Consider the following 12,303-nt stretch of genomic DNA (forward strand, 5'->3'; position numbering starts at 1 on the left):
GTAACAAAAAACTGAAAATTTTCAAACAGATTCAAGAAGCGGGCTGTTTACTCTGAGGGGGATTTAGATAATGGATGTAAACATTAATCTCTTTCGTACATATAGCCACGAAACGAAAGTGGGTTTTTCTCATCTGCTTTATGTTCGCGCAGTAAGGTTTGCTGCCATTCATCGGCATGAAATTCTGGGAAGTAGGTATCGCCTTCAACGTTCAGGTCGATATGGGTGAGGTATAACCGCGTAGCGCGAGGTAGAAATGCCTCATAAACCTGGCCACCACCGATAATCATTATTTCGTGCAATTCAGTGCCGTTCGCCGCGGCCATAGCCTCGGCAGCAGCAATCGCTTGTTCTGGGTTATTTGCGGTAGTTACACCTTCGGGGAGTAGTTCAGGTTTGCTGGTGATTACAATATTGTGCCGGCCTGGGAGTGGCCGGCCAATCGAAGCAAAAGTATTGCGGCCCATGATAATCGGCTTACCCATAGTGAGCTCTTTGAAATACTGCAACTCACCGGGTAAATGCCACGGCATATCTCCTTCATTACCAATAACACGGTTATCAGCCATTGCGGCAATAAGGGAGATTTCCATAGGGCTAAATACCTTTTTTATTTAATCATTATGGTTTCTAAATTATGGTTTGTAGATCACATGACCATCATCAGGTTCTTCTTCCCAATCATCGTCTTCGTCATCTAAATCATCTTCTAGATCATCGCCCCACTCTTCTTCAGCTTTTTGCATCTGTTCATCGTGGTAGCTTGTCCATTTAAATTCAACCGGCTCATCATTGCCTTCAGCTTCTGGATCGGCTTTTGGTAACGCTTCCAGATATTGCATGATTTCGCGCATCAGTTCGTTACAAGCTTTACCCGTTATCGCCGAGAGCTCAAATACTGGGCCTTGCCAATCCAAACGTTCAACGATTTCAGCACGGCGTTCAGCCAGTGTTTCTTCATCTACTAAATCTGTTTTGTTCAACACTAGCCAACGCGGTTTAGCCGCAAGTGCCGGGCTATATTGCGCAAGTTCTTGAATAATTGTTTCCGCTGTTTCCGCTGGGCTGCTCTCATCGAATGGAGCAATATCTACCAAATGCAACAACAAGCCACAACGCTCAAGGTGCTTCAGAAACTGAATTCCCAAGCCAGCGCCATCAGCTGCACCTTCAATCAAACCGGGGATATCGGCTATAACAAAGCTTTGGCTCGCGTTCAAACGCACTACACCTAAATTCGGCGTAATGGTAGTAAACGGATAATCAGCCACTTTTGGCTTCGCTGCGGAAACTGAACGAATCAATGTTGATTTACCGGCGTTTGGCATACCAAGTAGGCCAACATCAGCTAACAACAATAATTCGAGTAATAAAATACGGTGCTCACCTTTGGTGCCATCGGTTTTTTGCCGAGGCGCACGGTTGGTGCTGCTTTTAAAGCGAGTATTTCCTAAACCGTGGAAACCGCCTTTAGCCACAAGTTGGCGCTGGCCATGGCGGGTTAAATCGCCAATGATCTCGCCTGTATCCATATCCTTAACGCGCGTACCTACAGGAACCTTCAGAGTTTTATCTTCACCCCGGCGGCCGGTACAGTTACTACTCTTACCGTTTTCGCCACGTTGCGCACGATGGGTGCGTTCAAAACGATAATCGATAAGGGTATTGAGGTTCTCATCGGCTTCCAACCAAACATCACCACCATCGCCGCCGTCGCCGCCATCAGGGCCGCCTTTCGGTATGTATTTCTCGCGCCGAAAGCCGATGCAGCCATTGCCGCCATCGCCTGCTTCTACGCGAATATCAATTTCATCAACGAATTTCATGGTTTTGCCTGTTTTGCCCGACGCTCACACGTCAATATTTCAAGAATATACTCACCCGAGGGTAAGGTAAAGATACAAAAAACCCCGCACTAAGGCGGGGTTTTCCGGATTCGGAGTTCGTATTAATCAGCGTTTACGCTGATGAACTTCCGATTTTGCGGTCCACGCTGTTCGAAGGTAACTTTACCATCTACTTTAGCGAATAACGTGTGGTCACGACCTACACCTACGTTACTGCCTGCATGGAACTTGGTTCCCCGTTGACGAACCAGAATATTTCCGGCTAGTACAGTTTCACCGCCGTAACGCTTAACACCGAGACGTTTGCTCTCTGAATCGCGACCGTTACGTGTTGAACCACCTGCTTTTTTGTGTGCCATGTGTCTCTACTCCTCTTAAGCGCCAATACCAGTGATTTTCACTTCCGTGAACCACTGACGATGACCCTGTTGCTTGCGTGAGTGCTTCCGACGACGGAATTTAACGATAGTAATTTTATCGCCACGACCATGGGTCACTACTTCTGCTTTAATCTTGCCACCTTCGACGAAAGGTGCACCAATTGTCACGTTTTCACCATCGGAGAGCATGAGCACTTGCTCAAACTCAACGGTATCACCGGTAGCTGCTTCGAGCTTTTCCAGGCGAACGGTCTGGCCCTCGGTGACACGGTGTTGTTTACCGCCACTTTGAAAAACCGCGTACATATTCTTCTCCAATTGCCTTTTTCAGGCGCTACAAACTTTAATTCAGGCCGCGGATTTTACGTAAAAACATCCCGCAGCGCAAGCGAAAAATATAAAAATCATCAAACTGGCAGAAATTTGTAATTCAGGTAAAATCAACCGCAAATTTTATGCAAACAAAGAGCTGCTTTACCATGGATTTATCTGCCGTACGCACGCTTAGCGAAAACGATATGCATGCTGTGAATGAGATTATTACAGCACAATTACGTTCAGATGTCGCGTTGATTAATCAATTAGCTTTCTACATTATCAACAGCGGTGGTAAGCGCTTACGCCCCCAGCTGGCCGTTATTGCAGCCCGGGCCTTGGGGTACAAAGGCGATAAACATCACCTGCTAGCAGCTATTGTTGAATTTATTCATACCGCTACTTTGTTGCACGATGACGTTGTAGATGAATCACTCACCCGCCGCGGCCAAGAAACAGCAAATGCCCTATTTGGTAACGAAGCGAGCGTATTAGTAGGTGATTTTCTTTACACCCGTGCATTCCAGTTAATGGTAAAAACCGAAAGTATGCGCGTTCTCGAAGTGCTCGCCGATGCCACGAACATTATTGCTGAAGGCGAAGTGTTGCAGCTGATGAACTGCAACGATCCCACCACTACCGAAGAATCTTACTTTCAAGTTATCTACAGTAAAACCGCAAAACTTTTTGAAGCGGCAACCCAACTCGGTGCCGTGCTCGCAGGTGAAAGCGCCGAACTCGAACAGGCCGCCGCTGATTATGGCCGCTATTTGGGCAACGCTTTTCAATTAGTAGATGATTTACTCGATTACACCTCTGATGCCGCAACCATGGGCAAAGATGCCGGCGATGATTTAGCCGAAGGCAAACCCACACTGCCATTACTTTATGCCATGTGGAACTGCGATGAAGAACACGCGGCTCTAATTCGCAGCGCTATTGAAGAAGGTGGCAAACGTGATTCGCTAGAAACAATTCTAAACGTGATGCACAGCACCGGAGCCTTAGAATACACCCGCAACAAAGCCCTAGAGCAACGCGATTTAGCCATCGCAGCACTCGCTCCTTTCCCCGAAAACGACCACAAAGAAGCACTAGAGGCACTCGCCAACCTCGCAGTAGAGCGCGTTACCTAAATCACAGCTCTCAAGTGAGGGCGCTGAGTGTTCAAGTGTGGGGTGAGGGGTTGAGCTTTTAGTGCGGGGTGAGGCTGCCCCGTGGCGGGACGCCGTGAACCCATCCATGGGGGCTTGGCCTCGGCATCCATGCCTCGGACACCCGCCACGAGGCTGCCTCACCCCACACTATGCTCAACACTCTCACTCGCTCCAGTTGCAAACTGGACTTTAATTAAGTTCATCTACCCACATAACTACAAAGGGCGATAGGTTCAGCAGTGCATGAATAGCAAAAGCAACAAAGAAGGCCATTTTCTTCGATTTAGTTCGCCATGTTAGATAGGCCATGCTGAAAACGAAAAATGGAATAAGTGTGAAAAATCCCCATAAAAGGAAAATCATAGAGTGCATAGCCGACCACAGAAAAGCATTCAATATGCATGCCGGTGTGGAACGGCGAGAGATGAAAAGGAACACTCGAAGCGACAATATCATTAATACAGTTTCAACAAAGGGTGCAAAAACAACCACTCCAAAGAAATCGGTTCCGGTTAAACTGATGCTCGGGCCTTCATCGGGTAACTCAAAAAAGAAACTATATAAAAAGATAAGGCTGAAAGAGGTTAAGATAACAAAAGCCGATGCCTTTATTATGTAAATCGAAACCCTAGTCTCTTTTTGCAGAAAATTCATTATCATTCCTTGATTACTGTGTTTTCAATCCCAGTTCACGTTTCATTTTTTGAAGTTTTCTCTATAAGCGTTTGTCACCTCTCGCAGCTGTCCTGCGTTGAGTTCATATATACGCTCGGCATTCATAATCGTTTCAGGTCGGTGAGCAATTACAATTTGTGTCATGCTCAACTTTTGTATTGCCTGGTTTACGTATTGCTCTAAGCTCACATCTAAATGGCTAGTTGCTTCATCCATCAACAATATTTTTGGCTTTCGGTAAAGGGCTCGCGCAAGCAATAGACGTTGTTTCTGGCCGCCCGATAGCGCACTGCCCATATCCCCCACCAGAGAATTGTAACCCATTGGCATTGCGCTTATATCCTGATGAATGCCCGCTAAGTTAGCCACTGACAAAACCCGTTCCATATTAAAATCCGGATCAAAAAAGCTAATATTTTCTGCCAACGTGCCCGACATTAACTGATCATCTTGCATTACCGCTGCAACTTGCCTGCGGTAATTGCGTAAACCCACGTGCTTTACATCAATACCATCGACTAGCACCTTCCCTTGCTCCGGCAACAATAGCCCCAACATAATCTTCATTAACGTTGTTTTACCCATGCCAGAGGGCCCAATAATCGCTATCTTAGCCCCTTTTGGAATATCTATTGAAAGCTCATTAAACAACATCGGTTCAGTATCAGCGTAACGAAAGCTTATATTGTTTAGACTAAGCTGACCGCTTATTTCTCTATCGGGAGCGCTTAAACCTTCATCTTCCTTATCGGTGAGGGCTATATCGGCAAGGCGGTCAAGGTGCAGCCTTGTCATTTTTATTTCTATGAGCTTTTCAATAAGTGCTGCCATACGATTAGTAAATTGCGTTTTGTATGCCATGAAGGCGAACAACATACCCACGGTAATATCGCCACTCATTACCGCAAGGGCAGCTAAATACACCACTAAAACGTTTTCTAAACCAAAAAGTAACTGATTAATGGTTTGGTACGAAATTTGCCATTTACCTAATCGGTATTGCTGGTTAATGGCATCAGCATAGCGGTTTTGCCATTGGCTTAAGCGTTCTGTTTGTTGTCCAAACAGTTTAATGCTTTGCATGCCGCGTACCGATTCCATAAAATTGCTTTGCTCTTTAGCGCCCGCCATGATGCTAGCTTCAGTTAGTTGATGTAGAGGGCGGTATAAAATAAAGCGAATCGCAGCGTATAGAAGCACCGTTAATAAAACGACCACTGCCAATTTAGGGCTATACAAAAACATCATTACCAATACAGTAACCGCCATTAGACCATCAATAATGCCCTCTACTAAGCTATTCGTAAGTAACTCACGCACAGCGTTTAATGACCCGAAGCGCGATACCACATCGCCCATATGGCGTTTATCAAAGTAACTCAGCGGTAAATGCAATAAGTGGCGCATTAAGTTAGTAGCCATTTGCACGCTCATAACCGAGCCTAAGTGCAATACCACCCAACCGCGTAGGGTTTGCGTAACCACCTGAAACAAAACCAGCAAACCAAAACCTAGAGCGAGCACAAGCAATAGAGGCTTATCGTGGCTAATGAGCACTTCATCCACCACTAATTGTGTGTAATAAGGGCTCGCGAGCAAAAACAGTTGGAGTAACAGAGATAAAAGGAATAATTTACCCAGCGAGGGCATCAAGCCTTCAACTTTAGTCCAAAAAGCGGTAAATCCGAGCTGTACTCGCTCATCGATTTTCTTAAACTCTTGAGTAGGGCTAAGCTCCAACGCTATACCAGTAAAAGCTTTATCAACGTCACGCATGTGAACTCGGCGTTCACCCACCGCAGGATCGAGAATTGTAATGCTATTACGATGTATTTTCTTTAGAACCACAAAATGGTTCATTTCCCAGTGCAGAATACAGGGCGTTTTTAGCTTTTTTAAATCCCTTAAATCTAGCTTAAGAGCTCGGCCAACCAACTCTAATTGATTAGCAAGTAACATTAGTTGCTGTAAATTAGCGCCTTTAAAAGAAACGCTGTAGCGATTACGTAAAGTAGTTAGATCTATTTTATGGCCATAATGGTTAGCAACGATTGCCATGCAGGCGAGGCCGCATTCAGCGGCTTCGGATTGGTAGATCATTTTCTTATTTCATCTAAGCCACAAAATATTTGCAATCTTTTCTTTAGAAAGCATTCATATATTACCATCGCGAATAAAAACAAGCTTCCCAGCGGGAGTAACCAATGAATCTGAAAAAGATTTCTAAATGCTAGCACGTTGTCCCAGCCTAAAAACAATATTACTAGGTTATTCACCACCGCAATTAAAGTTAATATCATTAGAGTAAAAAAGATATCGATAAGGACATATAGCAACCTATTTTTCCAACCTTTATTTGGTCTTTCGGCCAAAATATAATTATTCCTTATCATATAAAAAAGAATAATCGCAAGAATTCCGATGATACTAGCCCAAAAGTGAACTGGGGATAATAAAACATGGGTAATGGAATTTGCTTCTATAAATGGATTTAGCTCAAAAACATCCGAACCAATGCTAATTCCATAGACTGTCGTGATGGAATCAAGCAAACGAAAAACTACAAATGCCATTATTAACCACATAAGTATACGAATACTCATAATGAAAGCCTTAATAAAAGGGCTGCAAGCAGCCCTTTAGGATTGAAAATAGGAAATATTATTCTTCGCTTGCGCTGTCTTCAGCATTCGCTCGATTAGCCCCTTTCTGAGCCAAATATCCGGCAGCATAAGCTGCAGATCCCCACTTTACTAATTTATACGCACCCATAGCTACAGGTATTATAGGCAAACCACCACTTACTTCTTTCGCTTGATCAAATGTTAATTCCTGCATAGTATCTCTCCTCGAGACGATTTAAGTTTTGAGTAAGGCCTGCGGGGTCATAACTGTCCTCGCAGGCTTAAAATCGGCTCAAACAACCAGTTTATTAAACTACGTTGTTCAAGCACGATATCTGCGCTTAACAGCATTCCCGATTGCAGCGGGACGTTGTTGCCGTAAGCGCGGATGTCTTGCGCCGCTAGTGCTACCTCTACCCGATATACGGGCTCCTGTATTGCCACGGGCATATCTACTTCTCCTGGAAGCACGATTGCCTGTGCGGCGCGAATTACTTCCCCTTCATATAGCCCAAAGCGCTGATATGGAAATGCATCAAAACGAATGCGGGTATGTTGACCTTGTTCTACAAAACCATAAGCGCGAGTAGGCACAAGCAGCACGGCATGCAGCTCAGTATTTTCGGGGATAATCGTGAGCAGCGGTTGCGTGTTACTAACCGTAGCTCCTATATCTGCTACAAAATTAGTAACACGGCCACTGATGGGCGCAGTAATTAAAATTTCGCTGCGGGCGGTAAGCTCAACCTGTTGCTGTTGTAAGCGCGATCGCTCGAGTTCAAGCCCCGCAAATTGCTGAGCTTGTTCACCTGGTAAGCGCTCGATTTGGCCTCTCAATTGTTCTATTAACCCTTGTTGTTGCTGGCGGCTTCCATTGAGCTCCGCGTGTTGCTGCTGAACGTTAAGTAGCACTTCGTGTTGCTGTTGTAGCTCTAATAGAGATATCGCCCCATCGTTCTGTAATTGCCTATAGTTTTCATACCGGCGCTCGTGCAGCCCAAGGCGTTGTTGTAGCAGTGCCTGCTGATTTTCCAGTTCACTAAGCATTTGTTCACTCAGAAGAAGCCGACGCTCGGTTTCCTGCACTTGTTGTTGAAAATATTGATACATCTGAGATTCACGCATATCAATTAGCGCCAGCTGCTGGGTAAGCTCACGGTTTAATCCTTGTGCCAAGCTGCTGCCATCAGCTAAATGTTCAGGAATGTGCAATAAGGCAATAGGCGCACCCGCAATTACGTGCTCGCCATCATTCAAAAAACGCTGTTGAATAATGCCCGCTCGCGGTGTTGTAACTTTAGCAAGGCCTAAGGAGGGCGTTAAATAACCTTGAACGGTTTCTTTACGATTAAAGGAAGAGAGTGTTAGAAAAGTGATAAGCGCAGCAACCAACAGCAACAGTATCAGCGTAAGAACACTATTGGAGAGCGGCTGCGCAATGATCACATCGCCTTCAAGTCTCCCTGCCTGTTCTTTTATCGCCGATTCTCTAAATAATCCATTATGTGCCATGCGCTGCTTACATCCCTGAACACCAATATGCTAACCATCATATGTACATTGGGGGGGGGTATTGCAATAGCATTTTTAACATAAAGTTAAATTTTAATAATTCTGTAAGATTTCATTTGCTGCTGTAGGTGCTTAAGATATGTAATAAAGCCTTCTAAGCAATTCCAGTTTCACTTAATACTAAAACAAAAAAAAACCGCGCTGGTTTGCACCTAGCGCGGTTTTTAATTTCAAGCAATCAGGTTTACTGATTGGCGAAATCGATACCCATTTGAATATCTTTTTTCAGGCCATCAAGCATATCGGCTTTGGCTTTCGCTTCGAAATCGCTTAATTCGCCGTATGGTAAGATTTCTTCGATACCGTTGGCGCCTAATACTACCGCTTGAGCGAAGTATTTAGCATCGCTGCCATCGCCTTCAACGTACGCGTATTCAGTAACGTGAACACCTTGTAAGCCTTTCACGATTGATAAGCAGAAACGTGCTGCTGCTTGGCCCATTGAAAGGGTTGCAGAGCCGCCGCCAGCTTTGGCTTCAACCACTTCGGTACCCGCGTTTTGAATGCGGTGAGTAAGTGATTCAATTTCTTCTTGCGTGAATTCAACGCTTTTCACTTGTGAAAGCAATGGTAAAATCGTGGTGCCGCTATGGCCACCAATTACGGGTACATGAACGTCTTCTAGCGGCAGACCTTTGAGTTCACCCACAAACGCTTCAGCGCGGATAACATCAAGCGTAGTTACGCCGAATAAACGATTCTTATCGTAAACACCTTTGGCTTTTAATACTTCAGCAGCAATTGCTACTGTGGTATTTACTGGGTTGGTAATAATTCCAATACATGCTTTCGGGCAAGTATCGGCAATATTTTCAACTAGGTTTTTAATAATACCAGCGTTCATGTTAAACAAATCTGAACGATCCATACCTGGCTTACGCGGAACACCTGCTGGAATCAATACTACATCAGCACCTTCTAGTGCTTCAGTTAGGTTCTCTTTACCATAACCTTTTACCTTTACCGAGGTTGGAATATGGCTCAAATCAACAGCAACACCCGGCGTTACTGGTGCAAGGTCGAACAAGGCAAGGTCAGTTCCAGCTGGAAGCTGAGTTTTCAATAGCAAAGATAACGCCTGACCAATACCGCCAGCGGCGCCTAATACTGTTACTTTCATATTGCACTCCAATCAATCTGTTGCGGGGGGCTAAACCTTAGCCGATCAGCCCTAAAAAAACAATAAAACGCTCGTTTAACTGCTTCTATATATGGGGACATTTATTTACAAAACTAGGTGTTGCGGAAAATATCCGATACACTATGTATCTCTTATTCTTGGTAAACAATTAGACGATCGTATGGCCTCTGTTCAGCAAGATTTGCTCATAGAAGCATTTCGGGAATTATTAAAAGAAGAATCTTATTCATCGCAGGCGGAAATCGTTGAAGCGCTGCAAGATCGTGGGTTCGATGGAATGAACCAATCTAAAGTATCACGCATGCTGAGTAAGTTCGGTGCTGTACGTGCGCGCAATGCCCGTGAAGATATGGTGTATTGTTTACCGCCTGAACTTTCCATGCCTTCGGCTCGTAGCTCTGTGCGCCAGCTTGTGCTTGATGTTGAGCACAACGATGTCATGGTTATCATCCGCACTACCCCAGGGGCAGCTCAGCTTATTGCCCGCCTGCTTGATTCTGTGGGTAAAAAAGAGGGTGTACTCGGAACGATTGCAGGTGATGACACAATTTTCATCGCGCCGGTAAAAGTGAGCGATATTGATGAAACCTTGCATAATATTCAGCGGCTGTTTGAAAGCCACTAATATTAGTAATTAACGGTCTAAATTAGTTATCCAAGCTGTTAAACCAATTCAACGCAGGCACGAAATAAGCGCTCGAGTGCTCAACGTTCACATAATCGAGCAACGGATCGCTCAAACCATTTTCATCTGCAATAAAGCGATTGCGAATCCATTGATCTAACAAGCTCACCTGGTTTGAAAACAAAAAACTCACTTCTTGTGGCCGTTGTAATGAGCCATAAGGCATATGCAAACGCCAAATATCACCTTCGGTTTTACTCGCATGTGTAGCGCCATTGGTGGTTTTCATACGCCGCCCCGAGCTTTTCTCGCGGCCCATAACGCGTTCTTGCTCCGCTTGCGTAAGCTTACTGAATCGTTGCACATCTAATTTACTTTGCAGCAACCAAAAATAGCTACCACCAGCGTACTCTGGATCTTGCGCTTCCGAAACCAAAGCATTTTGCCGGCGTGTAGCACCCGCTAAAGCTTCATTAGTATATTTGAAACCAAACAAATCACGGCCATCTAGGCAGCGGAATGGCATAGATTGTTCAGCTAAGGTTACTAAATCACCTAACCAGTGCAGCAGCTGCAAACCGGTTAAATAATTAGCATCAGCACGATCGGAACGCACCACAATTGCCATATCAAATGGCGTAACCGGTAAAGGGTGTTCGCTACGAATGTAATCTGGAATAGTTTTCAGTGCATCGGGCCGTTCATCGGGGGAAATAACGTCCCAGTAGGGTTCGCCAATGGCCAACACGATATTCAGCATGCTTTCAGAAAAACGGTTTTCCAATTGCTCCGCTTGCTCAGCGAAGCTTGCAAGCTTTCGGCGAACCTTGGCCACATCTTCAGAAGTTACGTGCAAAAGCATTACCAAGCCATGCAGGCTTGCCTCTGCGCATATTCCCGATTGTGAACGAATGAGCTGCCCCATATCTACGAACTTCCTTGCTAAACGTGAATGAACACTACCGATGCTGGCTCTATGCGTGCCTTGAAAACTTACTTTTGCGCCTTACTTTTGCGCCTTATTTTTGCGCTTATCTTTACGATCGCGCCACCACGTTTGCACTTGGCGAATGCCGCTGCGCACCGAGGTATTCGCTTGCGAGCCAGTATAACGGCCTTTAAAGATATGCCGAATTCGGTATACACCAGGTACGTTTATCGCTTTGCCTTGGCTTTTTAACATCCACCGAAAGGCACGATCTTCATAACATTTTTGCCAGCTATCGGCCGGAGTTTGATACACCGACATTGCATCACAATATCCCATTTCTCGTGCAGCATCACCATGAGTAATTTGCAGTGGGCCGGTAGCCTTAGTAATCGCTTTGGTAATGAAATCGGTACCATCGAGGTTTACCACTTGCGGCTCTGCCGCTTTTTGCAATAGTGGATCATCTTCCGCTAATAACGAGGTTACGCGCTCTTCTTGCGGATACACCAAAGGCTCGGTGCAACCTTGCAATTCAGCGGCCAGTTTATCAAGTGCCCCTTCATGGAAAACTACATCGCAATCGGTAAACCACACCCAATCAGCGTTGCTATTTAACGCTGCGTGATTACGGCCAATGCCACGGCGAAACAGTTGCTCTTTTGGCATAGCTCGCCATTGCCACTGCACATTTTCAACATTTTGCTTTGCAAAAAAATCGAGCAGCTCACAGGCTTTTTCATCTTCTTCGCTGTAATACACTGTCATGGTTACGTTGATATCTTTCGGCGCATGTTGCACTAGCGAACTTAGTTGGTAAGCCTGCAAATGCGCATATTGCCAGCAATGGCTAACAATCTCTAAATGCAGCTTGCCGGTTTTCGGTTCATACTGTTTCTTCGGTTGCGGATACAGCCAACGAATAGGTAGCACGCCACTTACCGCTAAGCGTGCGAGTTGCCCTTGAATCCCACGATACCAACGTTGCGGTGCTACCCGCGCTGAAATTGCTTGCATCTATTTGCTCTCATTTGCGCTT

At 45.2% G+C, this 12,303-nt stretch carries 14 protein-coding genes; 2 read left to right on the plus strand and 12 right to left on the minus strand.

The window, feature by feature from the left end:
* Window positions 1–83 precede the first annotated feature (83 nt).
* From folA to rplU, 4 genes are all read right to left on the minus strand, one after another.
* Window positions 84–593 carry a type 3 dihydrofolate reductase gene (folA, locus tag A28LD_RS08895; protein WP_007420749.1) on the minus strand — a complete coding sequence of 170 codons (510 nt, stop codon included), beginning with the start codon at window positions 591–593 and terminating at the stop codon, window positions 84–86.
* Window positions 594–635: 42 nt separating this feature from the next.
* The gene (gene cgtA / locus A28LD_RS08900; protein WP_007420750.1) at window positions 636–1,826 is read right to left on the minus strand and encodes an Obg family GTPase CgtA; all 1,191 of its coding nucleotides are present in this window, start codon (window positions 1,824–1,826) and stop codon (window positions 636–638) included.
* 122 nt (window positions 1,827–1,948) lie between these two features.
* On the minus strand, window positions 1,949–2,206 hold the full coding sequence (gene rpmA / locus A28LD_RS08905) for a 50S ribosomal protein L27 (RefSeq protein WP_007420751.1): 258 nt from the start codon (window positions 2,204–2,206) through the stop codon (window positions 1,949–1,951).
* Between the two features lie 15 nt (window positions 2,207–2,221).
* Complete coding sequence (gene rplU, locus A28LD_RS08910) at window positions 2,222–2,533, minus strand: 50S ribosomal protein L21 (protein ID WP_007420752.1); 312 nt, start codon at window positions 2,531–2,533, stop codon at window positions 2,222–2,224.
* A 173-nt stretch (window positions 2,534–2,706) separates the two neighbouring features.
* Here rplU and ispB point away from each other — a divergent pair, with 173 nt between their 5' ends.
* Window positions 2,707–3,678 (plus strand): octaprenyl diphosphate synthase, encoded by a 972-nt coding sequence (gene ispB, locus A28LD_RS08915; protein WP_007420753.1) that lies wholly within the window; start codon window positions 2,707–2,709, stop codon window positions 3,676–3,678.
* A gap of 210 nt (window positions 3,679–3,888) precedes the next feature.
* Here ispB and A28LD_RS08920 read toward each other — a convergent pair whose 3' ends face one another.
* The 6 genes from A28LD_RS08920 to mdh all read right to left on the minus strand — a co-directional run bounded on the left by A28LD_RS08920 (window position 3,889) and on the right by mdh (window position 9,690).
* The gene (locus A28LD_RS08920; protein WP_007420754.1) at window positions 3,889–4,353 is read right to left on the minus strand and encodes a hypothetical protein; all 465 of its coding nucleotides are present in this window, start codon (window positions 4,351–4,353) and stop codon (window positions 3,889–3,891) included.
* Between the two features lie 42 nt (window positions 4,354–4,395).
* The gene (locus tag A28LD_RS08925; RefSeq protein WP_007420755.1) at window positions 4,396–6,474 is read right to left on the minus strand and encodes a peptidase domain-containing ABC transporter; all 2,079 of its coding nucleotides are present in this window, start codon (window positions 6,472–6,474) and stop codon (window positions 4,396–4,398) included.
* Entirely contained in the window at window positions 6,471–6,977 is a 507-nt protein-coding gene (locus A28LD_RS08930; RefSeq protein ID WP_007420756.1) for a hypothetical protein, read from the minus strand. The genes A28LD_RS08925 and A28LD_RS08930 overlap by 4 nt, the downstream gene beginning before the upstream one ends.
* A 58-nt stretch (window positions 6,978–7,035) precedes the next feature.
* Window positions 7,036–7,212 carry a hypothetical protein gene (locus A28LD_RS12290; RefSeq protein ID WP_007420757.1) on the minus strand — a complete coding sequence of 59 codons (177 nt, stop codon included), beginning with the start codon at window positions 7,210–7,212 and terminating at the stop codon, window positions 7,036–7,038.
* A gap of 47 nt (window positions 7,213–7,259) precedes the next feature.
* Window positions 7,260–8,510 (minus strand): HlyD family secretion protein, encoded by a 1,251-nt coding sequence (locus A28LD_RS08935; RefSeq protein ID WP_007420758.1) that lies wholly within the window; start codon window positions 8,508–8,510, stop codon window positions 7,260–7,262.
* A 244-nt stretch (window positions 8,511–8,754) separates the two neighbouring features.
* Complete coding sequence (gene mdh / locus A28LD_RS08940; RefSeq protein ID WP_007420759.1) at window positions 8,755–9,690, minus strand: malate dehydrogenase; 936 nt, start codon at window positions 9,688–9,690, stop codon at window positions 8,755–8,757.
* Window positions 9,691–9,871: 181 nt separating this feature from the next.
* Between mdh and argR the strand changes: the two genes are divergently transcribed.
* A complete protein-coding gene (gene argR / locus A28LD_RS08945; RefSeq protein WP_040487207.1) occupies window positions 9,872–10,336 on the plus strand; it encodes a transcriptional regulator ArgR in 465 nt (154 codons plus the stop codon).
* Between the two features lie 22 nt (window positions 10,337–10,358).
* Here argR and A28LD_RS08950 read toward each other — a convergent pair whose 3' ends face one another.
* On the minus strand, window positions 10,359–11,261 hold the full coding sequence (locus tag A28LD_RS08950) for a Dyp-type peroxidase (RefSeq protein ID WP_007420761.1): 903 nt from the start codon (window positions 11,259–11,261) through the stop codon (window positions 10,359–10,361).
* An 81-nt stretch (window positions 11,262–11,342) separates the two neighbouring features.
* The gene (locus A28LD_RS08955) at window positions 11,343–12,281 is read right to left on the minus strand and encodes a glycosyltransferase family A protein (protein WP_007420762.1); all 939 of its coding nucleotides are present in this window, start codon (window positions 12,279–12,281) and stop codon (window positions 11,343–11,345) included.
* Between the last annotated feature and the right edge of the window lie 22 nt (window positions 12,282–12,303).

The sequence above is a fragment of the Idiomarina sp. A28L genome, from assembly GCF_000218785.1.
Taxonomy (GTDB): domain Bacteria; phylum Pseudomonadota; class Gammaproteobacteria; order Enterobacterales; family Alteromonadaceae; genus Aliidiomarina.

Bases quoted from the DNA above. Each gene is read 5' to 3' on its own strand.
- folA (WP_007420749.1), bottom strand. From the start codon at position 593: ATGGAAATCTCCCTTATTGCCGCAATGGCTGATAACCGTGTTATTGGT.
- A28LD_RS12290 (WP_007420757.1), bottom strand. From the start codon at position 7,212: ATGCAGGAATTAACATTTGATCAAGCGAAAGAAGTAAGTGGTGGTTTG.
- cgtA (WP_007420750.1), bottom strand. From the start codon at position 1,826: ATGAAATTCGTTGATGAAATTGATATTCGCGTAGAAGCAGGCGATGGC.
- rplU (WP_007420752.1), bottom strand. From the start codon at position 2,533: ATGTACGCGGTTTTTCAAAGTGGCGGTAAACAACACCGTGTCACCGAG.
- A28LD_RS08950 (WP_007420761.1), bottom strand. From the start codon at position 11,261: ATGGGGCAGCTCATTCGTTCACAATCGGGAATATGCGCAGAGGCAAGC.
- rpmA (WP_007420751.1), bottom strand. From the start codon at position 2,206: ATGGCACACAAAAAAGCAGGTGGTTCAACACGTAACGGTCGCGATTCA.
- A28LD_RS08920 (WP_007420754.1), bottom strand. From the start codon at position 4,353: ATGAATTTTCTGCAAAAAGAGACTAGGGTTTCGATTTACATAATAAAG.
- A28LD_RS08930 (WP_007420756.1), bottom strand. From the start codon at position 6,977: ATGAGTATTCGTATACTTATGTGGTTAATAATGGCATTTGTAGTTTTT.
- argR (WP_040487207.1), top strand. From the start codon at position 9,872: ATGGCCTCTGTTCAGCAAGATTTGCTCATAGAAGCATTTCGGGAATTA.
- mdh (WP_007420759.1), bottom strand. From the start codon at position 9,690: ATGAAAGTAACAGTATTAGGCGCCGCTGGCGGTATTGGTCAGGCGTTA.
- A28LD_RS08925 (WP_007420755.1), bottom strand. From the start codon at position 6,474: ATGATCTACCAATCCGAAGCCGCTGAATGCGGCCTCGCCTGCATGGCA.
- A28LD_RS08935 (WP_007420758.1), bottom strand. From the start codon at position 8,510: ATGGCACATAATGGATTATTTAGAGAATCGGCGATAAAAGAACAGGCA.
- A28LD_RS08955 (WP_007420762.1), bottom strand. From the start codon at position 12,281: ATGCAAGCAATTTCAGCGCGGGTAGCACCGCAACGTTGGTATCGTGGG.
- ispB (WP_007420753.1), top strand. From the start codon at position 2,707: ATGGATTTATCTGCCGTACGCACGCTTAGCGAAAACGATATGCATGCT.